This is a genomic window from Nonomuraea sp. NPDC052634 (assembly GCF_040678535.1).
GTDB lineage: Bacteria > Actinomycetota > Actinomycetes > Streptosporangiales > Streptosporangiaceae > Nonomuraea > Nonomuraea fastidiosa.
The window spans coordinates 471,514-493,310 of the sequence record NZ_JBFATY010000004.1 but is presented as its reverse complement, the minus strand read 5'-3'; the positions used below and the strand labels follow the sequence as shown (position 1 = coordinate 493,310).

At 72.2% G+C, this 21,797-nt stretch carries 20 protein-coding genes; 7 read left to right on the top strand and 13 right to left on the bottom strand.

Annotation, left to right across the window (positions count from 1 at the left end; all coding sequences use genetic code 11):
- Positions 1-36: 36 nt before the first annotated feature.
- Both AB0K67_RS21570 and AB0K67_RS21565 read right to left on the bottom strand, forming a co-directional pair.
- Entirely contained in the window at positions 37-552 is a 516-nt protein-coding gene (locus tag AB0K67_RS21570; protein ID WP_364062731.1) for an HAD domain-containing protein, read from the bottom strand.
- Entirely contained in the window at positions 549-1,469 is a 921-nt protein-coding gene (locus tag AB0K67_RS21565; protein WP_364062728.1) for an AraC family transcriptional regulator, read from the bottom strand. Before AB0K67_RS21565 ends, AB0K67_RS21570 begins: the two co-directional genes overlap by 4 nt.
- A 362-nt stretch (positions 1,470-1,831) precedes the next feature.
- Between AB0K67_RS21565 and AB0K67_RS21560 the strand changes: the two genes are divergently transcribed.
- Complete coding sequence (locus AB0K67_RS21560) at positions 1,832-2,662, top strand: undecaprenyl-diphosphate phosphatase (RefSeq protein ID WP_364062725.1); 831 nt, start codon at positions 1,832-1,834, stop codon at positions 2,660-2,662.
- Here the strand turns inward: AB0K67_RS21560 and AB0K67_RS21555 are convergent.
- Positions 2,631-3,776, bottom strand: coding sequence for an MFS transporter (locus tag AB0K67_RS21555; protein WP_364062722.1), 1,146 nt, complete (start codon positions 3,774-3,776; stop codon positions 2,631-2,633). The genes AB0K67_RS21560 and AB0K67_RS21555 overlap by 32 nt on opposite strands.
- Positions 3,777-3,865: 89 nt before the next feature.
- Between AB0K67_RS21555 and AB0K67_RS21550 the strand changes: the two genes are divergently transcribed.
- From AB0K67_RS21550 to AB0K67_RS21540, 3 genes are read left to right on the top strand one after another with little or no spacing between them, the layout of a single operon-like run.
- Positions 3,866-4,309 carry a metalloregulator ArsR/SmtB family transcription factor gene (locus AB0K67_RS21550; RefSeq protein ID WP_364062719.1) on the top strand — a complete coding sequence of 148 codons (444 nt, stop codon included), beginning with the start codon at positions 3,866-3,868 and terminating at the stop codon, positions 4,307-4,309.
- Between the two features lie 13 nt (positions 4,310-4,322).
- Positions 4,323-6,944, top strand: a complete 2,622-nt coding sequence (locus AB0K67_RS21545; RefSeq protein ID WP_364062716.1) for an ATP-dependent helicase C-terminal domain-containing protein — start codon at positions 4,323-4,325, stop codon at positions 6,942-6,944.
- Positions 6,896-7,654 (top strand): hypothetical protein, encoded by a 759-nt coding sequence (locus AB0K67_RS21540; RefSeq protein WP_364062713.1) that lies wholly within the window; start codon positions 6,896-6,898, stop codon positions 7,652-7,654. Before AB0K67_RS21545 ends, AB0K67_RS21540 begins: the two co-directional genes overlap by 49 nt.
- A gap of 61 nt (positions 7,655-7,715) precedes the next feature.
- On the opposite strand, the gene AB0K67_RS21535 is transcribed toward AB0K67_RS21540, so the two are convergent.
- On the bottom strand, positions 7,716-8,891 hold the full coding sequence (locus AB0K67_RS21535; protein ID WP_364062710.1) for a pyridoxal-phosphate dependent enzyme: 1,176 nt from the start codon (positions 8,889-8,891) through the stop codon (positions 7,716-7,718).
- A gap of 56 nt (positions 8,892-8,947) precedes the next feature.
- Between AB0K67_RS21535 and AB0K67_RS21530 the strand changes: the two genes are divergently transcribed.
- Positions 8,948-10,390, top strand: a complete 1,443-nt coding sequence (locus tag AB0K67_RS21530) for an amidase family protein (protein ID WP_364062706.1) — start codon at positions 8,948-8,950, stop codon at positions 10,388-10,390.
- A 57-nt stretch (positions 10,391-10,447) separates the two neighbouring features.
- Here the strand turns inward: AB0K67_RS21530 and AB0K67_RS21525 are convergent, their stop codons facing one another.
- Genes AB0K67_RS21525 through deoC form a run of 4 tightly spaced genes read right to left on the bottom strand, consistent with a single transcriptional unit; the run spans position 10,448 to position 13,830 of the window.
- Entirely contained in the window at positions 10,448-11,293 is an 846-nt protein-coding gene (locus AB0K67_RS21525) for an aldehyde dehydrogenase family protein (protein WP_364062703.1), read from the bottom strand.
- Positions 11,286-11,483 (bottom strand): hypothetical protein, encoded by a 198-nt coding sequence (locus tag AB0K67_RS21520; RefSeq protein WP_364062700.1) that lies wholly within the window; start codon positions 11,481-11,483, stop codon positions 11,286-11,288. The genes AB0K67_RS21525 and AB0K67_RS21520 overlap by 8 nt, the downstream gene beginning before the upstream one ends.
- Positions 11,473-12,897 carry an aldehyde dehydrogenase family protein gene (locus AB0K67_RS21515; RefSeq protein ID WP_364062697.1) on the bottom strand — a complete coding sequence of 475 codons (1,425 nt, stop codon included), beginning with the start codon at positions 12,895-12,897 and terminating at the stop codon, positions 11,473-11,475. Before AB0K67_RS21515 ends, AB0K67_RS21520 begins: the two co-directional genes overlap by 11 nt.
- Before the next feature lie 3 nt (positions 12,898-12,900).
- Complete coding sequence (gene deoC / locus AB0K67_RS21510) at positions 12,901-13,830, bottom strand: deoxyribose-phosphate aldolase (RefSeq protein ID WP_364062694.1); 930 nt, start codon at positions 13,828-13,830, stop codon at positions 12,901-12,903.
- Between the two features lie 229 nt (positions 13,831-14,059).
- On the opposite strand from deoC, the gene AB0K67_RS21505 reads away from it, so the two are divergent.
- Both AB0K67_RS21505 and AB0K67_RS21500 read left to right on the top strand, forming a co-directional pair.
- Complete coding sequence (locus AB0K67_RS21505; protein WP_364062691.1) at positions 14,060-14,206, top strand: hypothetical protein; 147 nt, start codon at positions 14,060-14,062, stop codon at positions 14,204-14,206.
- A gap of 145 nt (positions 14,207-14,351) precedes the next feature.
- Entirely contained in the window at positions 14,352-17,201 is a 2,850-nt protein-coding gene (locus AB0K67_RS21500) for an AAA family ATPase (protein ID WP_364062688.1), read from the top strand.
- Positions 17,202-17,206: 5 nt separating this feature from the next.
- Here AB0K67_RS21500 and AB0K67_RS21495 read toward each other — a convergent pair whose 3' ends face one another.
- The 5 genes from AB0K67_RS21495 to AB0K67_RS21475 form a co-directional block, all read right to left on the bottom strand.
- Complete coding sequence (locus tag AB0K67_RS21495) at positions 17,207-17,773, bottom strand: TMEM165/GDT1 family protein (protein ID WP_364062685.1); 567 nt, start codon at positions 17,771-17,773, stop codon at positions 17,207-17,209.
- A 229-nt stretch (positions 17,774-18,002) separates the two neighbouring features.
- The gene (locus AB0K67_RS21490; RefSeq protein WP_364062682.1) at positions 18,003-19,040 is read right to left on the bottom strand and encodes a UDP-N-acetylmuramate dehydrogenase; all 1,038 of its coding nucleotides are present in this window, start codon (positions 19,038-19,040) and stop codon (positions 18,003-18,005) included.
- An 11-nt stretch (positions 19,041-19,051) separates the two neighbouring features.
- Positions 19,052-20,107 carry a hypothetical protein gene (locus AB0K67_RS21485; protein WP_364062679.1) on the bottom strand — a complete coding sequence of 352 codons (1,056 nt, stop codon included), beginning with the start codon at positions 20,105-20,107 and terminating at the stop codon, positions 19,052-19,054.
- A 180-nt stretch (positions 20,108-20,287) separates the two neighbouring features.
- A complete protein-coding gene (locus AB0K67_RS21480) occupies positions 20,288-20,716 on the bottom strand; it encodes a MaoC family dehydratase (RefSeq protein ID WP_364062676.1) in 429 nt (142 codons plus the stop codon).
- A 1-nt stretch (position 20,717) separates the two neighbouring features.
- On the bottom strand, positions 20,718-21,167 hold the full coding sequence (locus AB0K67_RS21475; RefSeq protein WP_364062673.1) for a MaoC family dehydratase N-terminal domain-containing protein: 450 nt from the start codon (positions 21,165-21,167) through the stop codon (positions 20,718-20,720).
- Positions 21,168-21,797: the final 630 nt, after the last annotated feature.

Below are 21,797 nucleotides of genomic sequence, written 5' to 3'. Positions count from 1 at the left end.
GTGTCGTCCTACGTGAGAAACGGATGGCAACGCGGATCAGATCCTCTCAGGACCCTGAGAAAACCCTGATAGGGTCAGCCACTTCTGTGCCATGCCCAGATGACGGCTGGTCAGACCCTCCGCCGGGTCCACATGAACAAGGAGGAAATTCTCCAGACCCTGATGGACCCTGAGGTACTCCTCGTCCTCCGCCCACACCTGATCGTCGAACCAGACGAACGGCCGCCGGCCGACGTACCCCGCCACATGCGGCGTCTTGAACATCTCCCCGTGCTCGCTCGGCGCGCCGGGGCTCATCGGGATCACCGGGAGCGTGGGCAGCCCGATGCGCGGCGCGATCCAGTCGTTGGCGTGGTGCTCCCACGTGGTGGCCCAGACCAGCTCGGACCCGGTGTTCAGGGCCAGCTCCAGCAGGCGGCGGCCGTGGGCCGGGTTGAGGTGCACGGTGTAGACCTCGGCGCCGATCGTGCACCGGTAGCGCCGGTAACCGGCGGCGGGCGGGCCCATGGGGTTCAGCACGCCGTCCACGTCGAGCAGCAGCAGCGGCTTCACGGCGCCGCTCCGGCCCTGTGCTGCTGGGGGCTGACCCCGCGTACGCGCTTGAAAGCCGCGCTGAGCGCGAACGGGCTGCCGTACCCGACCTTCCTGGCCACCGAGCCGATCGTCGCGCCGGGCTCGCGCAGCAGGTCGGCGGCCAGCGCCAGCCGCCAGTCGGTGAGGAACGCCATCGGCGGCTCGCCCACCAGCTCGGTGAAGCGCCGCGCCAGCGAGGCCCGCGACACGCCCACCTCGGCGGCCAGCGAGGCGACCGTCCACGGGCGGGCCGGGTCGTTGTGCAGCAGGCGCATGGCCTTGCCGACGACGGGGTCGCTCATCGCGCGGTACCACCCCGGCGCCTCGTTCGCGGCGAAGTGGGCTCGCAGCACCGCGATGAGCAGCAGGTCGAGCAGCCGGTCGAGGACGGCCTCCTGGCCCGGCTCGTCCTTGACGATCTCAGCGCTCATCAGCGTGGTGAGCGGGCCGCCCGGCTGCACGATCAGCCGGGGCAGCGCGTCGAGCAGCCGCCTGCTGACCTCGCCCTCCATCGTGTAGGTGCCGGTGAGCAGCACGGTCTCGCCGTCGCGGTCGTTGCCCCACGTGCGCACGCCGAGGTCCATGGACTGGTAGAGGGACTCACCGTCGACGGTGGTGCAGCGCTGGCCGGGGTGGATGACGATCTGCGGCGCCGTCGCCGGGTCGTCGGCCACCGTGTACGGCTCAGGCCCCCGTACGACCGCCACCTGCCCGGCCTGGACGCGTACGGGCTCGGCGTCGTCGAACGTGATCCACGACTCGCCCCGCACCTGCGTGACCACCGACAGCGGAGCCTCGTCCTGGATGCGCAGCGACCACGGCGGGTCGAGGATCGAGCGCAGGAGGAAGGCGCCGCGAGCTCTGGGGCCGTCGAGCAGCGCCGCGAGCTGATCCATGAGTCAGACGATGGCACAAGCGTTTGTGCCTGCTCAACCAAGGGGACGACGGTCGGCATGGCGGCCCTGCCCGCGGCTTTCGGCGGGGCTGTGAGGGCCGGACCGCTGATGACGCGCGGGACCGCGAGAAGCCGGGCCGCCGGTGAAGCGCGAGACGGTGAGGGGCCGGGCCTGCCCCGAGACGCGGGGCGACGACCGGGCCCGGCCGAGGCGAACATATGGCCAATTCTTCGTGAACAGCGCGTATCACCCCCGCTGCGACGTGCGATCCCAGCAGGTCAGGGCCTCGCGAGAGCGATCGCGCGGCCCCCGATTCCGCTAGCCTCACCCTCACACTCGCAGCGTCCACGGAAGGTGTCGTCGTGATCGGCTGGCTAGAAGCGGTGGTTCTGGGGCTGGTCCAGGGGCTCACGGAGTTCCTGCCGATCTCCTCCAGCGCCCACGTCCGCGTGGTCTCCGCTTTCGCCCAGTGGCCTGACCCGGGGGCGGCGTTCACGGCGGTCATCCAGCTCGGCACGGAGGCGGCCGTGCTCATCTACTTCCGCCAGGAGATCTGGGAGATCATCTCCACCTGGACGCGTTCGCTGTTCGTCAAAGACCTGCGCGGGCACTGGGCGGCCCGCATGGGCTGGTACGTCATCGCCGGCACCATCCCCATCGCCGTGCTCGGCCTGACGCTCAAGGACCAGATCGAGACCACGTTCCGGGACCTGCGGCTGGTCGGCACCACGCTCATCGTCTTCGCGATCATCCTGTGGTTCGCCGACCACACCGCGCGCAACAAGCTGACGCTGGAGAAGCACCTCAACGTCACCCACGCGGTCATCTACGGCTTCGCCCAGTCGCTCGCCCTGGTCCCCGGCGTCTCGCGCTCCGGCGGCACCGTGACCGCCGGTCTGCTGCTCGACTACCGCCGCGAGGACGCGGCGAAATACTCGTTCCTGCTGGCCATCCCCGCCGTGCTGGCCTCGGGGGCGCTTGAGCTGACCGAGATCGGCGAGGGCCCGGCCCCCGACTGGGGGCCGACCATCCTGGCCACGCTCATCTCGTTCGGCGTCGGCTACGCGGCGGTCGCCTGGTTCCTGCGCTACATCAGCACCCACCGCTTCACCGGCTTCGTGATCTACCGCATCGTGCTCGGCTTCTTCGTCATCCTGGCCGTCACGCTGGGATGGATTCCCGCTCAGGGCTGAGCGCCGGACGGTAGGTGGCCAGCGTGAACACCAGCGCGACCACGCCGATGGCGACCGCCAGCACGACCACGCCGATCCGCCCGTACGCCTCCAGCGCCACGCCGCCGGCCAGTCCCGCCACCACCAGCCCGAGGTACTGCGCCGACGCCAGCAGGCCGAGGCCGATCGAGACGTTGCCCGGCACCGCCGCGACCGTCCTGAACTGCTGGGCGGGCGCCACCATCCAGCCGCTCGCGCCCCACAGGAAGCCCCACACGAGGGCGACGGGCAGTGCGAGGTTCGCGACGGGGATCAGGGCCATGAACACCAGGACGGCGGTCATGCCCGTGAAGACCATGCGGCGCGGGCCGTAGGCGTCGGTGAGCCGCCCGCCGAGCATGTTGCCCGCGACGCCGCCCAGCCCCCACGCCCACAGCACCGCGGGCAGCGGCAGGTCGAGCAGCGAGCCGATGTAGGTGTAGGCGGTGAACCCGGTGGCGAACACCAGGAGCTGCGTCACCAGCACCGCCACGACCCGCCGGTCGCGCAGCGGCTGCAACCGCTCGCTCAGCCGTCTCGACGCCGCGATCCGCACGTCGGGCACCAGCGCCGCCACGCCGATGAGGCCGAGCACGCCGAGCCCGGCGACCGCCCACAGCGTGGCCCGCCAGCTCACCGCGTCGCCCAGCCACGTGCCGAGCGGCACGCCCAGGGCGGACGACACGGTCAGCCCGCCCATCACCAGCGCAAGCGCGCGGCCGCGCCGCTCAGGGGAGCTGAGCGCGCTGGCGACGGCCGACGAGGTCGGCGTGAACATCGCCGCGCCCGCCGCGGCCACCACCCTGGTCAGCAGGACCAGCGGGTACGTCGGGGCCAGCGCGGCCAGCGCGCTGCCCGCCGTGAAGACCGCCATGGCCAGCAGCAGGAGCGTCCGGCGCGACATGTTCGCGGTGAGGGCGGCCAGCACGGGGGACAGCACGGCGTACGCGAGGGCGAAGACCGTCATGAGCTGCCCTGCCGCCGATCGGGACACCCCGAGGTCGGCGGAAATGGACGCGAGCAGACCGGCGGTGACGAACATGCCGGTCCCGATGGCGAAGTTTCCGGCGGCCAGTGCATAGAGCCGCGAACGCATAGGGCCTCCCCGTACGAAAGTTGGATGCCCATCAAACTGACCTATAGTTGGATTGTTGTCAAACCATGCGACGGAGGTAGGGTTTTCCCATGCGCCTGCTTCCTCAGCCCGCCACGGAGAACATCCAGCTCACCGAGGTGCTGCGGGCGCTCAGCGACCCCGTACGTCTGGAGATCGCCGCCCGCCTGGCCGTCGCCGGACGCATGAGCTGCACCGTCGCCGGAGAGTCCCTCGGGGTGCACAAGTCGACCGCCTCGCACCACTTCCGCACGCTGCGCGAGGCCGGGGTGATCAGCACGGAGCGCGACGGTCGGCAGAAGGTCATGAGCCTGCGCTGGGACGACCTGGAGGCCCGCTTCCCCGGCCTCCTCCCCGCCATCCTCACCGCCGCCTCACTGGAAACCCGCGCCGCCGCCTCCGCCGACTCCGGACCTCGCGAACCCGCCAACTCCGCCAACTCCGCCGACTCGGGACCGCGCGAACCCGCCGCCTCCGCCCAGTCCGGATTGCGCGAACCCGCCGCCTTCCGCTGACGAGCCACCGCACATGCCCGAGCACAACCCGCACACGCCCACTTCCAGCGAGACCATGAGGGACCTGCCGATCAACAGCGTGCTGCCCGAGCTGCTGAGCGTGCTCGACCGGCACGGCAGCGCGGTGCTGACCGCACCGCCCGGCACCGGTAAGACCACGGTGGTGCCGCTGGCGCTGGCGGAAGCGGGCCTGCGGGTCGTGGTGGCCGAGCCGCGCAGGCTCGCCGTACGCGCCGCCGCCCGCCGCATGGGCGTGAGCTACACGATCAGGGGCGAACGCCACAAAGGCGCCAACCCCATGGTCGAGGTCGTCACCACCGGTGTCCTGCTCCAGCGCCTCCAGCGGGACCAGGAGCTGGCCGGCGTGGACGCGGTCGTCCTCGACGAGTGTCACGAACGCCACCTCGACGCCGACACCGCGCTCGCGTTCCTCCTCGACGTACGCGACACGCTCCGGCCCGACCTGCGGCTGCTGGCGACGTCCGCGACCGCCGACGCCGAGCCGTGGGCGCGGCTGATCGGCGGCCCCGTCGTCGCGGCCACCGGCGCCGCCCACCCCGTGGAGACGATCTGGGCCCCGCCGCCGCGCCCGGTCGCCCCGCCGCACGGCCTGCGCGTCGATCCCGCGCTGCTCGCCCACGTGGCCTCCGTGGTCCGCAGGGCGCTTGCGGAACGCGACGGCGACGTGCTGTGCTTCCTGCCCGGCGTGGCCGAGATCGCCAAGGTGGCCGGGATGCTGGCGGGCGACGCGGAGCAGGTGCTTCAGGTGCACGGCCAGGCGCCCGCCCACGTCCAGGACGCCGTCCTGTCCCCGGGCACCGGCCGCCGGGTGGTGCTGGCCACGTCGGTGGCCGAGTCGAGCCTGACCGTCCCCGGGGTGCGCGTGGTAGTGGACTCCGGGCTGGCCCGCGAACCCCGTACGGACCATGCTCGCGGCCTCGGCTCGCTGACCACGGTCAGGGTCTCGAAGGCGGCGGCCACCCAGCGAGCTGGACGCGCCGGCCGCGAGGCCCCCGGCACCGTCTACCGCTGCTGGAGCGAGGCCGACCACGCCCGTCTCGCCGACCACCCGCGCCCCGAGATCGCCCTCGCCGACCTCACCGGCTTCGCGCTCCAGGCCGCCTGCTGGGGCGACCCCGACGCTTCGGGCCTCGCCCTCCTCGACCCGCCACCGCCCGCCGCGATGTCCGCCGCCGCCCAGGTCCTCCACTCCCTCGGCGCCCTCGAACCCGCAACCCCCACCACCGGCTCCTGCAACGGCGAGCCCCCGGCCGGCGGGTCCGCCGCCGACGCGCAGTCCGACGCGTCCGGCCCTGACGCGCAGACGAGGGGGACAGCCCCAGCCCCGCGGTCGGGCGGGGCAGTGCCTGGGAAGGCCGCTTTGCGGGTGACCGAGCGGGGGCGGCGGATGGCGTTGGCCGGGGTGCATCCTCGGCTGGCCCGCGTTCTGCTCGATCTCGGCCCCGACGCCGCCGAAGTGGTGGCCCTGCTCTCGGAGCAGCTTCCCCGCGACGCCTCTGACGACCTGGTGGACGTCTGGCGGGCGGCCCGGCGCGGCGGCACCGGCTTCGCCGCCCGCTGGCGTCAGGAGGCCCGCCGCCTCCACCGCACCGCCGCCGAGGCCCAGCACGCTGTCCCCCAGACCGGCGGGGGCTCCGGCGACCGGACCGGTCACGAGGCCAAGGGCCGGCCCGAGGACGAGGTGGCCGGGCTGGCGGTGGCGCTGGCGTTCCCTGAGCGGGTGGCGCGGCGGAGGGGCGGCGGGTACCTCATGGTGTCGGGGACGCAGGCGCAGCTCCCCGAAGGCTCAAGGCTGCAGAGCGCGGAGTGGCTGGCGATCGCGGTGGCCGACCGCCCGACCGGCTCGGCGTCGGCGCGCATCAGGCAGGCCGTGGCGATCGACGAGACCATCGCCCGCCTGGCCGTGGGCACGACGGTCGAGGACGAGGTCACCTGGCGCGTCCCGCCGGGCGAGCGGCGCGGCGACGTGTCGGCCCGCCGGGTGGAGCGGATGGGCGCGATCGAGCTGTCCGCCGCTCCACTCCAGGACGCCGACGTACGCGAGGCCATCCTGTACGGCCTGCGCACCGAAGACGTTCTCACCTGGACAAAAGCCGCCAAAGACCTCAGAGACCGCCTGACCTTCTGCCACCGGGCGATCGGCGCCCCCTGGCCACCGACCGGCTCCATGCAGGACCTCATCGACCTGGCCGACCAGTGGCTGGAGCCGGAGCTGTCCCGCGCCCGCCGCCGCGACGACCTGGAGCGCATCGACGTGGCCGGCGCGCTCGAACGCCTGATCCCGTGGAGCGAGCGCCTGGACCAGGTCGCCCCCGAACGCATCGAGGTGCCCAGCGGTTCGAAGATCCGCGTGGACTACTCGGGCGAGCAGCCGGTGCTGGCGGTGAAGCTGCAGGAGCTGTTCGGCTGGCAGGAGACGCCGCGGATCGCGGGCGTGCCGGTGCTCGTGCACCTGCTCTCCCCCGCGGGTCGCCCGCTGGCGGTGACGGCGGACCTGGCGTCGTTCTGGCGCGAGGGGTATCGGCACGTACGTGCGGAAATGCGCGGCCGATACCCTAAGCACCCGTGGCCGGAAGACCCCCTCACAGCCCAGCCGACGCGCCGTACGAAGTGATCGCGGCGGTCCGCGACAACGCCGCCTGGTGCGATCTGATGTGCCGGGCGCACGGCAGGCCCGGCACGTTCACGGAAAGGGCGTGGACCAACCCCGCGCGCACGCCGCTCTACTACCCCGACGCGGTCACGCTCTCCCCGCTCGCCACGGCCGCCGACGTGCTGCCGCACATCGACGCCGGGTCCGGCGCGTCGGTCAAGGACAGCTTCGCCACGCTCGACCTGCCGGGCTTCGAGGTGCTGTTCGAGGCCCAGTGGATCCATCGGGCCGCGCCCGAGCCGGCCGAAACGTCCTGGCAGGTGGTCGAGGACGCCGCCACGCTCGCCGCCTGGGCGGCCGCCTGCGGCCTGCCCGACCTGTTCCCTCCGGCCCTCCTGACGCCCGCTGCGACCGACGCTGCGACCGGCGCTGAGACCGGCTCCGGGACCGGCTCCGGGACTGGTGCTGCGACCGGCTCCGGGACGACGACCACCATCGTGTACGGCCGCACCGGCGGCGCCATCACCGAGGGCGCGGTGCTCACCTCGACCGGCGACGTCGTCGGCGTCTCCAACGTGTTCGGCCCCGCCTCGGCCTGGGCGGGCGTGACGGCCATGGCCGCCCGCCTCTTCCCCGGCCGCCCGCTGGTCGGCTACGAGAGCGACCCCTCAGACGCCCTCGCCCACGGCTTCACCACGACGGGCCCTCTCCGCATCCTCCTCAAGCCCTGAGGCCGACCGGCCGACCCGGCCGCCTCACGCCCGTGGCAGCGGGCCGGCGTAGCGCGGCGGCTCAGGGCAGAAGGTCGTCGAGGGTCGGGTCGGTGAGGACGTCGTACCGTTCGCCGCCCACCCCCACGTCCTTGAACCCGCTGGACGTGGCGATGCACACCACGGGCCCGTCGAAGTCGCGCCGCAGCCGCCGCCGTCCGGCCAGCCCGGCGGCGCCGGACAGCTCCTGCCACAGCCCGGCCCGCGCCAGGTCGCGCTGGGCCTTGCGCAGGTCCTCGTCGGTGACGAGCACGGCCTCGCCGCCGCTGTCGCGTACGGCCACCACGCCCCGGTGCCCGCCGACCGGACACGCCACCCCGTACGCGTCGGTGGGCCCGATCTCGACGATGGCGGCGGGCAGCCCGGCAGCCAGCGCCTTGGCGTGCGGCCCGCCCGCGGCGGTCTCGCAGGAGAACATGCGCGGCGTCCGGTCCGTCACCCCGAGCAGCCGCAGCTCGGCGAAGCCCTTCCACACGCCGTACAGCAGCTCGGCGTAGCCGGTGGGCGAGAAGACGGCCGCGGGCACGGTGCCGAGCTGCAGGAACAGCTCGTACGCGATGGTCTTGTAGCCCTCGGGCCCGAACGGGTGCCCGGTGTGCGTCACGGTCTGGTTGCTGACGGGGTGGTAGCCGAGCTCGTCCACCACCTGCCGCAGCAGCGGCCAGCGCTTGTCGACGGGCACGGAGACGACTTTGGCGCCGTACGACCGCACGAACTCCTGCACGGCGGGCGGCGCGTCGCCGGTCAGCACGATGGCGGGCAGCCCGGCTCTGGCGGCGTAGGCGGCGGCGGACGCGCCGTGGTTGCCGGAGGAGGCGACGACCACGCCGGGCGCGCCGCAGGCGACGGCGGCGCTGACGGTGACCCGGTTGAGCCGGTCTTTGTGCGACCAGGTGGGGTTGCGTGATTCGTCCTTGATGTAGACGTCACCGAACTCGATCAGCGGCGTGCCGCCCTCGCCCAGGGTGGGCGCGTCGAGCGGCGGCAGCAGCGGCGACCAGCGTGCGATGTCCGGGCCCGGCTGCTGTTCGAAGAGGGTCCTGTCCACCTTCGCGTAGTCGTAGTCGACCTCCACCGGGTAGGCCAGCTCGGCGGTGCTGGTCTTGGGGCACCCGCGGGTAAGCGGCGGGAAGAGCGGGAATTCGGCGGAGGGGTCGCCCAGGGAGCGCTGGCGGAGGGCAAGCGAAGGTCCGTTCACGGGCAAGGACCCTACCGAGCCTCGCAACGATCAGTGAAAAGCTGCACACTCTAGTCATGGTGTGGGCAGGAAGGTCCGCCACCGAGATCGCGGCGGCCGTCAGAAACGGTGACGTCAAGGCCACGACCGTGGTGGAGGAGCACCTCCACGTCATTTCGGCGCGCGACCCCGGCATCGGGGCGTTCCGGCTGGTCAGGGAGCAGGCCGTGGACGAGGCGCGCGCCCTGCAGAAGCGCCGGGACCTGGCCGGGCTGCCGCTGGCGGGCGTGCCGGTGGCGGTCAAGGACAACCTGGAGGTGGCGGGCGAGGCCACGCGAAACGGCTCGACGGCGACGCCCGACGCCCCCGCCCCGCACGATCACGAGACGGTGGCGCGGCTGCGCGCGGCGGGCGCGCTGATCGTCGGGCTGACGAACCTGCCGGAGCTGGGGCTGGTGGCGCTGGGCGACAGCGCGTACGGCGTCGTCCGCAACCCCTGGAACCCCGCGCGCACGGCGGGCGGCTCGTCGTCCGGCAGCGCGGCGGCGGTGTCGGCCGGCATGGTGCCGATCGCGCTCGGCAACGACGGCATGGGCTCCTTACGCATCCCCGCGGCCTGCTGCGGCGTGCTGGCGATCAAGCCGGGCCACGGCCTGGTGCCGCCGCCCGCGAACGACTGGGACCGCCTGACCGAGAACGGCCCGCTGGCCAGGACCGCAGCCGACCTGGCGCTCGCGCTGTCCGTGCTGGCCGGCGACCCGGCGCTCGCCGAGTCGTGGCGCTCCGGCCGCCGCGTCGAGCCGCCGCCGCGCATGCTGCGCTCGGTCTGGGCGGACGACGACGCGGTGTGGGAGCCGCAGCCGCCGCCGGACAGCCCGGAGCCGTTCGATCTGCGGGTGGCGTACGCGCCGCAGCCGCTGCCGCCGGGGATGCGGGTGGACGGCGAGTTCAAGGCCGCGGTACGCGCCGCCGCCGAGACGTTGCGGGTGGCCGGGCACACGGTGGTCGAGCACGAGCGGTCGCTGCCGTTCTGGCTGGGCCCTTCGACGATCGCGACCTGGCTGGTCAGGGCCGCCGAGTCGGCCGAGGGCCTGGACCGGCACCGGCTCGAACCGCGTACGAGGGCGCTGGCCAGGGCGGGCCGGGTGCTGGCCGCGCTCAAGCTGGACGGCGTCAAGGGGCGGGAGCGCTGGAGCGGCTACGGCGCCGACCAGTGGTTCGGCCGCGCGGACGCGCTCATCACACCCGCGCTGGCCTCGATCCCGCCCAAGGCCGACCGCTGGGGCGAGCGCGGCTTCCTGCGCAACGCCGTCACCAACGTCACCTACGCGCCCGCGGCGGGGCCGTGGAACATGTGCGGCTGGCCCGCCGTCGCCGTGCCGCTCGCCACCCACTCCAGCGGGCTGCCGGTCGCCGTACAGATCGTCGCCCCGCCGGGCGGCGAGCCACACCTGCTGGGGCTGGCCGCCCAGCTCCAGGCCGCGCACCCGCCGCTGCGCCCGCCGGGCTACGCGTTCTGACCGCGCATTTCGACCGGGCGTTTTGACCGGGCGTTTTGACCGGGTGCTTAGGACACCTCAGATGCCGATGGGGTGCCAGACGGTCTTGGTCTCCAGGAACCTGGTCATCCGCCCGATCCCCGGGTCGGCCGTCCAGTCCTCCTGCACCGGCCGCGCGACCCGCTTGAGGTTTTCGGCCGCCGCCTGCTCGGCGCTCAGCGCCAGATCGGCGTCGGTGACCCCGGTGAGGTCGATGCCGTTGACGTCCATGTGGGCCGCCAGCGGCGGGACCAGCTCGGCGCGCCGCCCGGTGAGGATGTTGACCACGCCGCCGGGCAGGTCGGAGGTGGCCAGCACCTCGGCCAGGGTGATCGCGGGCAGCGGCGCGGGCTCGGAGGCCACGACGACGCAGGTGTTGCCGGTGACGATCACCGGCGCGATCACCGACACCAGCCCGAGCAGCGGATCGTCGGGCGCGACCACGGCGACCACACCGGTCGGCTCGGGCGTGGACAGGTTGAAGTACGGCCCGGCGACCGGGTTGGCACCGCCGTGCACGGAGGCGATCTTGTCGGACCAGCCCGCGTACCAGACCAGCCGGTCGATGGCGGCGTCGACCTGGTCGAGCGCTCCCCTGCGCGCGCCGCCCAGCTCGTCGGCGAACTGCGCGCGCCGCCCCTCCAGCATCTCGGCGACGCGGTAGAGGATCTGCCCCCTGTTGTACGCGGTCGCCCCCGACCAGCCGGGGAACGCCTTGCGCGCGGCCACGACGGCGTCGCGGGCGTCCTTGCGCGAGGCCAGCGACGCGTTGGCGAGGAACTCTCCCTTGGCCGAGGTCACCGGGTAGGACCTCCCACTCTCGGAGCGCGGGAAGGCCCCGCCGATGTACAGCTTGTAGGTCTTTCTGACGGACAACCTACTCATCGCCGCGACCCCTCCACGTGGACTCCTGCGACATCTGGACGGGCACGAAGACCTGGCCGCACCTGCTGACGCCGCAGCGGTGGGCGTACCAGCCGGTGCGCACGGGACGCCCGGCCCTGGCGTAGGCGTGCCCCCTGGTGGCCTGCGCGCGCAGCTTCCTGCGGCGGGACCTGCGGTGCTCACACGTCAAGGTAGGCCTCCAGCCCGTGGCGCCCGCCCTCGCGGCCGTAGCCCGACTCCTTGTAGCCGCCGAAGGGCGAGGTGGGGTCGAACCTGTTGAACGTGTTGGCCCACACCACGCCGGCGCGCAGCCGGTCGGCCAGCCAGAGGATGCGCGAGCCCTTCTCGGTCCACACGCCGGCCGACAACCCGTACGGGGTGTTGTTGGCCTTCTCGACCGCCTCGGCCGGGGTGCGGAAGGTCAGCACGGACAGCACCGGGCCGAAGATCTCCTCCCTGGCGATGCTGTGGGACTGCGCGACGCCGGTGAAGACCGTGGGCGGGAACCAGTAGCCGCGGTCGGGCAGCTCGCAGGCGGGCGACCAGCGCTCGGCGCCCTCGGCCTCGCCCAGGTCGCTGAGCCTGCGGATCTTGGCGAGCTGGTCGGCGGAGTTGATCGCGCCGATGTCGGTGTTCTTGTCGAGCGGGTCGCCGAGCCGCAGCGTGCCGAGCCGGCGCTTGAGCGCGGCCAGCAGCTCGTCCTGGATCGACTCCTGCACCAGCAGCCGGGACCCGGCGCAGCAGACGTGGCCCTGGTTGAAGAAGATGCCGTTGACGATGCCCTCGACGGCCTGGTCGATGGCGGCGTCGTCGAAGACGATGTTGGCGGCCTTGCCGCCCAGCTCCAGCGTGAGCTTCTTGCCGGTGCCCGCGACGGTGCGCGCGATGATCCGGCCGACCTCGGTGGAGCCGGTGAAGGCGACCTTGTCGACGTCGGGGTGGGCGACCACGGCGGCGCCGGTCTCGCCCGCGCCGGTGACGATGTTCACCACACCGGGCGGCAGGTCGGCCTGGCGGCAGATGTCGGCGAACGCCAGCGCCGTCAGCGGCGTGGTCTCGGCCGGCTTGAGCACGACCGTGTTGCCGCAGGCCAGCGCCGGGGCGATCTTCCAGGCCAGCATGAGCAGCGGGAAGTTCCAGGGGATGACCTGGCCGGCCACGCCGAGCGGCTTGGGCGCGGGGCCGAACCCGGCGTACTCCAGCTTGTCGGCCCAGCCCGCGTAGTAGAAGAAGTGCGCCGCGACCAGCGGCAGGTCCACGTCGCGCGACTCGCGGATGGGCTTGCCGTTGTCGAGCGTCTCCAGCACGGCCAGCTCCCTGGCCCGCTCCTGGATGATCCGCGCGATGCGGAAGAGGTATTTGGCCCGCTCGGTGCCGGGCAGTGCGCTCCAGACGCCGAACGCCTTGCGCGCCGCCTGCACGGCGCGGTCGACGTCGTCGGAGGTGGCGGTGGCGACCTCCGCGAGCGTCTCCTCGGTGGCGGGATTGACGGTCTTGAACGAGGGGCCCGAGCCGTCGACGAACTCACCGTTGATGAACAGCCCGTAGGAGGACTTCAGGTCAACGATGTCGCGCGACTCGGGTGCCGGTGCGTATTCGAACATCGTCTAGTCCAGGGTGAAGTAGTCGGGGCCCGCGTAACGGCCGGTGGCCAGCTTCTCGCGCTGCATGAGCAGGTCGTTGAGCAGCGAGGAGGCGCCGATCCTGAACCAGTCGGGGGTCAGCCAGTCGTCTCCGGCGGTCTCGTTGACCAGCACCAGGTTTTTGATCGCGTCCTTCGCCGTACGGATGCCGCCCGCCGGCTTCACGCCCACCTGGCGGCCGGTCGCGTCGCGGAAGTCGCGTACGGCCTCCAGCATGATGAGCGTCACCGGCGGCGTGGCGGCCGGCGACACCTTGCCCGTGGAGGTCTTGATGAAGTCGGCGCCGGCCAGCATCGCCAGCCAGGACGCCCGGCGCACGTTGTCGTAGGTGGACAGCTCGCCGGTCTCCAGGATCACCTTGAGGTGGGCGGTGCCGCAGGCCTCCTTCACCGCGGCGATCTGCTCGTAGACCTTCATGTACTGCCCGGACAGGAACGCGCCGCGGTCGATCACCATGTCGATCTCGTCGGCCCCCGCGGCGACGGCGAGCTTGGTGTCGCTCACCTTCACCTCCAGCGAGGAGCGCCCGCTGGGGAACGCGGTGGCGACGGAGGCGACCTTGACGCCGGTCCCCTTGAGCGCCTCGGCCGCGACGCCGACGAGGTCGGGGTAGACGCAGACGGCCGCGACGGAGGGCGCGTCGCCTCCGGGGCGGACGGCCTTGGTGCACAGCGCGCGCACCTTCCCGGCCGTGTCGGCCCCCTCGAGGGTGGTCAGGTCGACCATGGAGATGGCCAGGTCGATGGCCTGCGCCTTGGCCGTGGTCTTGATCGATCGGGTGCCGAGCATCGCCGCGCGCTGGTCGGCGCCGACCCGGTCGACGCCGGGCAGGCCGTGCAGGAATGCTCGCAGCGCCGCGTCGGACGAGGCGACGTCGGCAAGCGAGGTAGTCACAGTTGACACCTAGACAGCATCGCCGACCAGGGCCGCCACCTCCAAACCGGGCCGCCTCAGGCCGCGCGGGGCCTGGTCCTAGGTATGCCTGAGGCGGCGGGGCGGGCGACATAGGTATCCCGGGCGCTGCTAAGCGCCGGAGATAAGGCATCCACCCGATGTGGGGGGCCGGGCCTTAGGAGGAGTCTTGAACATGTCAGCGAAAAGCCCGACTTTCAGGAGATTCTCCATGCATCCCGAGATCGAGTTCGAGCTCATGAAGAGCCACGCGAACGAGCTGCGCAGGGCCGCCGACGACCACCGGTGGGTACGCGAGGCCGAGCGCCACAACAAGGCCGAGCGCCGCTCGGTCTTCGGCCGCCGCCGCTCGTCATGACCGCCGCACGAGAGCCCGGCCGCCCCCTCCCACGCGGCCGGGCCTTCGTCCCCATTTGAGGACATCCGTCCTCTTCCCGAGGACATGCCCGATACCCGACTAAAGACGTCGAAAACACCGGATGTGGCGTGACATGCTGGACGACATGCGGGGACGATCGGTCAGTCCCGTCTTCGTCGGGCGGGAAGAGGAGCTGGCAACTCTTTCTGAAAGCCTCGACGACGCAAGGAAAGGCACGGTGACCGCCGTCCTGCTCGGCGGCGAGGCCGGGGTCGGCAAGACCCGGCTCGTGCACCGCTTCGCCGAGCAGTGCGCCGCCGACGGTGCCCACGTGCTCTTCGGCGGCTGCGTCGAGCTGTCGACCGAGGGCCTTGCGTACGCGCCGTTCACCGCCGCGCTGCGCCAGCTCGTCAGGGAGCACGGGCCCGCCGCCGTGACCGGGCTGCTGCCCGACGGCGCCGAACGCGACCTCGCCCGCCTGCTGCCCGAGTTCGGCGAGCCCAGCGGCGACGGCGAGACCGAGACCGGCCGGGCCCGGCTGTTCGAGCAGTTCCTCACCCTCCTCGAACGCCTCGCGGAGAACCGCCCCACGGTCCTCGTCATCGAGGACATCCACTGGGCCGACCGGTCCAGCCGCGACCTCATCGCGTTCCTCAGCCGCAACCTGCACACCACGCAGGTGCTGATGGTGATGACCTACCGCTCCGACGACCTGCACCGCCAGCATCCGCTCAGGCCCGTGCTGGCCGAGCTGGGCCGCGTCCAGGGCGTGCTCCGCCTGGAACTGCCCCGCCTGTCGAGGGACGAGGTCGCCCAGCAGATGACCGCCATCCTCGGCGCCACCCCCGACTACGCCAGGATCGAGAACGTCTACGAGCGCAGCGAGGGCATCCCGCTGTTCGTCGAGGCCCTGCTGGAGAACGGCGAGTGCTCGTTCCCCGACTCCATGCAGGACCTCATCCTCGCCTCCGTCGAACGCCTGCCCGAGGAGACCCAGCGGGTGCTGCGCGTCGCCGCCGCCGGCGGCAACCGGGTCGGCCACGCGCTGCTCGCCGCCGTCAGCGGGCTGTCGGACGTCGAGCTCGAGGCCGCGCTGCGCCCCGCCATCGCGCGCAACGTGCTGCAGATCGCCGACGGCCGCGCCTACGCCTTCCGCCACTCGCTCATCCGCGAGGCCGTGCACGACGAGCTGCTGCCCGGCGAGCACCAGCGGCTGCACGCCAGGTACGCCGAGGAGATCTCCAAGGACCGCACGCTGGTGCCGCCCGGCAGGGCCGCGGTCGAGCTGGCACACCACTGGTACGGCGCCCGCGACGACCGCTGGGCACTGCTGTCGGCCTGGGAGGCGGCGCAGGAGTCGTTCAAGACCTTCGCCTACACCGAGGCCGTGCCGCTGCTCGAACGCGTGCTCATGCTCTGGGACCGGGTGCCGGAGGCGGCCGAGCTGATCGGCGCCGACCACACCGCCGTGCTGGAGCGCGCCTCTGAGGCCGCCAACGCCGGCGGCGACGTGGACAGGGGCGTCAAGTTCGTCAAGGCCGCGCTCGCCGAGCTGGACGAGACCCGCGAGCCCGCCAGGGTGTCGCAGCTCATCGTGCGCAGGGCGGCGTTCAAGAACTCCAAGGGCCAGCTCGGCGTCATCGACGACCTCAGGCACGCGCTGCGGCTCGTCCCGGAGAACACCCCCGAATGGGCCGAGGTCGTCACCCCGCTCAGCCGCCAGCTCATGCTGCGCGGCGAGATCGAGGAGGCCGACCGGCTCCTCGCCGAGGGCCTGCGCTGGGTCAGGGAGCACGACGACCGCTGCCTCGAAGCCGAGCTGCTGATGAACCAGGCGCTCGGCCACTCGCTGCGCGGCCACCTGGCGGCCACGCTCGCACTCAACGAGCGGGCGCTGGCGATCGGGCACGAGGCGGGCAACGTCCGCGTCATCGCCCGCGCCCTCGGCAACAACATGGACACGCTCATCGACATGGGCCGCGCCGACGAGGCGCTGCGCCTGGGCGAAGAGGGCTGGCGCCTCACCAAGAAGTACGGGCGGACGCGCGGCAACGGCCTGTTCATCCTCAACAACCGCGCCGAGGCGCTGGAGTCGCTGGGCCGCTGGGACGAGGCCATCGAGACCGTCGAGACGGCGCTCAGCCTCGGCCCGGTGCTGCGCACCCGCTACGCCCTGCTGCGCGTCCGCGCCGACATCGCGCTGGCCAGGGGCGAGATGCAGCTCGTCGAGAGCCTGCTGTCGGAGATCGGGCTGTTCTCGGCGCGTACGGAGGAGTTCGTCCAGGACGTCATCAGCAACGCCCGCCTGCTCATCGGCTGGCACCTCACCCGGGGCGAACCCGCCGCCGCGCTGGCCGCCGCCGAGCGGATCCTCACCCAGCCCAAGCGGTCGAGCAAGGCCATGCTGAGCTGGCGGCTGCTGTCGCTGCTGCGCACGGTGTGCGACGCGGCCCAGGAGACCGAGCCCGAGCGGACGGCCGCCGTGCGCCGGCAGGCCGCCGAGGTGGCCGCGGAGCTGACCGTGGACGGGCCGGTCGTGGAGGCGTACCGGCTGTCGTACCTGGGGGACTTCGACGCCGCGGCGGACGCGTGGGAGCGGCTGCACCGCCCGCACAACCAGGCCAAGGCCCTGCTCAAGGCCGCCGCGGTGGCCGCGCGCGACGGCGACAGGGAGGGTGCGGCGACCCGGCTCAAGGCTGCGCTGCCGCTGGCCGAGGCGCTGCGCGCCACCCCGCTGGTGGAGGAGATCGAGACGCTGTGCCGCCGCGTGGGCGGCCTCGACCTGGCACAGGAGCCGTCGGACCTGCTGACGCCGCGCGAGCTGGAGGTGCTGCGCCTGGTCACGCAGGGCCGTACGAACCGGGACATCGCCGCCGAGCTGTTCATCTCGGCGAAGACGGTGAGCGTGCACGTGTCGAACATCCTCGCCAAGCTCGGCGTCACCACCAGGGGCGAGGCGGCCGCCGCTGCGCACCGCCTCTCCCTGCTGTCGTAGCCGTTCTAGAGGAGTGCCTCGCCGATCATCACCAGGCCGAAGATCGCGAACGCGGCGGCGGCGCCGTACTTGATGATCCGCTCGGGCAGGTGCTTGCCCAGCATCCGGCCGACCACGATGGCCAGGGCGTCGGCGGCGACCATGCCGACCGTCGAGCCGATCCACGTGCCCAGCCAGTCGTGCTTGGTGGCGAGCGTGATCGTGGCCAGCATCGTCTTGTCACCCAGCTCGCTGAGGAAGAACGCCACGGTCACCGCGATCAGGGCGTTTCTGGTGGTGCGGCGGGCCTTGCTCGCCTCCTCCTCGGTCAGCTCGTCGCCGCGCAGCGTCCACAGCGCGAAGCCGAGGAACGCGATCCCCGCCACGATCGAGATGGCCGTGGTGGGCAGCGCGGTGCCGATCAGCCCGCCCAGGGCGACACTGGCGAGGTGGACGGCGGTGGTGGCGATGGTGATGCCGGCCAGCACGGGCCAGATCTTGAACCGGGTGGCGAACGTCATGGCCATCAGCTGGCTCTTGTCGCCCAGCTCGGCGATGAAGATCGCACCGAGACTGATCCAGAACGCTTCCAAAGGGGGTCCCCTTCCGCGCGACCGGACCGGAAGCGCGGCACCCAGGGGATTTCGGGCACGACTTCGGCCCGGCAGCGCCTCGTCGAACATGGCTGCCAGGCCGAAGGTCTCGTCCGCCCGCTTGTGGCCCGCGTGACCGGGCGTCACAGGACGCCAGTGTGTCGATCACGCGATTGGGACTACTCCCCTTCGGTAACTCACCGACACCTTAACAGGCCGGCCGGCGTGGCTATTCCCCGAGGGCGCAGCCCACCATCACCGGCTCGTTGACCAGCGTGACCCCGAACTTCTCGCGCACGCCGTCACGCACCTCCCTGGCCAGCTCCAGCAGGTCGCGCGTGGTGGCGGCCGCGGCGGGGTTGGTGAGCGCGAGTGTGTGCTTGGTGGAGATGCGTACGGGGCCGCGCTCGTACCCCTTGGGGAAGCCCGCCTGCTCGATCAGCCACGCCGCCGGCACCTTGATCAGCCCGCCCGGTACCTCCCAGCGCGGATACCCGGGAGCCCTGACCTCCAGCTCCTGCGCCTGCTCGGCGGTGAGTATCGGGTTGGTGAAGAACGAGCCCGCGCTGCGCGTGTCGGGGTCGTCGGGGTCGAGCACCATGCCCTTGCCCCTGCGCAGCGCCAGAACGGCCTCACGGGCCTGCCCCAGCGGCACCCGGCCGCCCGCCTCGGTGCCGAGCCTGCGTGCCAGCTCCTCGTACGCGAGCGGCGCCGACAGCGCGGACACGTCGAGCGCGTACGTCACCGCGAGCACCACATAACGCCCCGGCTCCCGCTTGAAGACGCTGTCGCGGTAGGAGAACCCGCACTGCCGGGCCTCGAGGTCCACCACCTGCCGGGTGCGGCGGTCGTAGGCGCGCACGCACCGGATCGTGTGGGCGACCTCCTGGCCGTACGCCCCCACGTTCTGGATCGGCGTCGAGCCGACCTGACCCGGCACGCCCGACATGCACTCGATGCCCGCCCAGCCCTCGCTCACGGCGCGCGACACCAGCGCGTCCCAGTCCTCGCCCGCCTCGGCGGTCACGACCACCTGCTCGCCGTCGCGCGAGACCGTCACGCCCTCGGTGGCCACCTTGATGACCAGGCCATCGAAGCCCTCGTCGGCCACCACGAGGTTGCTGCCTCCGCCGAGCACCAGCGTGGGGGTCGAGGTCCGGTCCGCCTCCGCGACCAACGACACGAGCTGCTCCGCCGTGGTGGCCTCGGCGAAGTCGCGGGCGGGACCGCCCAGGCGCAGGGTGGTGTACGGCGCGAGCATCTCCATGACCGACAAGCTTATGAGGCGTGCAGCCCGCGCAGCACCTCCTCGTAGTTGCGGCGCGACTCCCGATCCGCGTAGTCGCCGGGCACGTCATGCGGGTGCAGCGGCAGCACCGGCGCGTGCCCATGGGGGACGACCAGGTCGCCCGGCAGTGCCAGGGAGAGCCGCAGGTCGGCGTGGCGGCCGTAGGCGGCGTCCGCGGGCAGCGCGGCCAGCGCCTGCGCCCTGCGTACGGCGATGATCCCGCCTGTGAGCGCCCGCACCTTGCCGGGGCCCGCCTCCACCCACGTTCGCCCGTCGGCGGACGGCTCCGCGCCCCGCCACCCGGCCGCGACCGCACCTTCGTTGACCGCCGCCACGAGCGGGGTCAGCGCGTCGCCGCGCAGCTCCAACCAGGTCTCCATGAGGACGTGCACCTCTGACTCGTCCAGGTGCAGCAGCTTGGCGCGGCTCTCGCCCCAGGTGGCCGTGCCGCCCCGCCAGTGCGGCGCCTCCCCTACATGCCAGACCGCGATCCGCTCCGGATGCCGCTCCGCCAGCTCCGCCAGCACGTCGCCGGCCCCGCTCACGTTGCCCAGGTCGATGGCCAGCACCCGGGCACCGGTGTGCTCGATCACCGACTCCACGCACCGCCTGACGTCCTCCGGCCAGCCGTCCACCAGCAGCCCGACGCACGCCGTCACGTCCCGCGTCTCCACGCGCTGCCGCTCGGTGTTCACGCCGAGGTCGTCCAGCCTGTTGGTGGCCAGCGTGGCGTCCCAGGTGCGCTGGGCGTGCAGCATGTCGTCGCCCGGGTCGCCGTGCTGGCCGGGGTCGCCGGAGAAGCCCAGCTCGGCGGCGGGGTTCATGCGGGCGTGGGCGCCGCGCGGGCGGGCTCCCGCCGTACCGATGCCGGACGCTCCCCTGGTGCCGGTGTGCTCACCGCCCGCCGTGTCGCGCCCGGTGCCGCTGACGCCCGCGACCTGCTCGATCCGTGCGGCCCTGAGATGGCCCGGCGGTTTTGCGTCGGTGACGGCGGAGACGGGGATCGATCGGACGGTGGGCCAGACGTGTCGCGCTGCTGTGGTCATAACCCAACCCGCTACCCAAGACCCACCCGCCCTATCACGCCCACCGAACCCCCGGCCGCCCTATGACGCCCACCGGACACCCACCCACCCCGTCACGCCCACCGGAACACCCGGCCGACCGGAAACGCTCTCCAGCCAGGAGCGCACCTGGCGAGGGGACGTCAGGGGTGGGGGACGAGGTCAGGAGAGCTGGACGACGGCCCTTGCCTTGGACAGCACCTTGGTGCCGCCCGCCATGGCGGTGAGCCCGATGACCACCCGCTTGTCGTCCAGCTTGTCCTCGATGACCCCACTGACAGTGATCGTCGCACCCCTGTCGTCGTCGGGCACGACCACCATCGACGAGAACCGCACCCCGAAGTCCACGACCGCACCGGGATCGCCCACCCAGTCGGTGACGAACCGCCCGGCCTGCGCCATCGTGTACATGCCGTGCGCGATCACGTCGGGCAGCCCGACCTTCTTGGCGAAGCGCTCGTTCCAGTGGATCTGGTTGAAGTCCCCGGACGCGCCCGCGTACATCACCAGGTCCAGCCGTCGCACCCGGTAGTCCACGGCCGGGATCTCCTGCCCGACCTCGACCTCGTCGTACTTCACCGTCGCGCCCATCTCAGCCCGCCCCTCCGCGCTCGATGATCGTGTTGTAGGTGACGCAGACCGGCTCGCCGTCCACCGTGCGCACGTCGCTCCTGACGGTCAGCAACTCGTTGCGCCCGGCGGTGCGGATGTCGGTGATGGTGGAGGTCATGACGAGCTCGTCGCCGGCGTGGATGGGGCGTACGTACTCGAAGCGCTGCTCGCCGTGGACGACCATGGCGAGGTTCAGCCCGAGGTCGGGATCGACCAGCGCCTCGCCGCCGCTCTGGAGGCTGAAGACGATGGGGAACGTGGGCGGCGCGATGACGTCGGGATAGCCGGCGGCCCTGGCGGCCTCGCGGTCGCGGTAGAGCGGGTTGTGGTCACCGATGGCGGCCGCGAACTCCTTGATCTTCACCCGGCTGACCTCGTACGGGGCACTGGGCGGGTACGTTCTGCCCACGAAGTCACGATTCAAGGCCATCGTTGCTCCCTCGGATGTCTCCGTACCGGCGTCGATGAGCGAGACGCTAACAGAACAACGTTCTGCTGTCCCTGCGATGAAACCCTTTTTGCCGAGCGGCCGAGACGCGCGGCGCAGGGCCCGGAAACGCAGGGACACAGGCCGATTGAGCGTACGCCAGAGACCTCGTTCACAAGGGCCGCAGCAACAAGAACCCATCGTCCAGGGAAGGGTCCACCGCCCGGACACACCGCACCAAACCCACAACAACCCACCCGCCACGCCCTGGGGCCCCGCACCGGCGCTCCGGCCGAACCGGCGCGCGGGGCGACGGACCGCCGGCAACGCACAACAGCCCAACGCCCTGCCAACAGGACACCGACCGAGAACGACGCCCGCCGACCGCGACGGGACACCCGCGAACAGCGGCGGCAGGACAACCGCCCAAACGCAACAAGCCGGCGCCCGCTATGGGACACCGGTTAGAACACAACGCACCGCCACCCGCAACGCGATGGTTCACACGGGACGGCCTGAGTCACGAGATGACCTAGAACACGGGACAGCCCGGAACACGGGGTGGCGGACGGCCTAGAACACGAGACGGCCCGAAGCACGGGACCACGGACGACCCAAGACACGAGACGACCC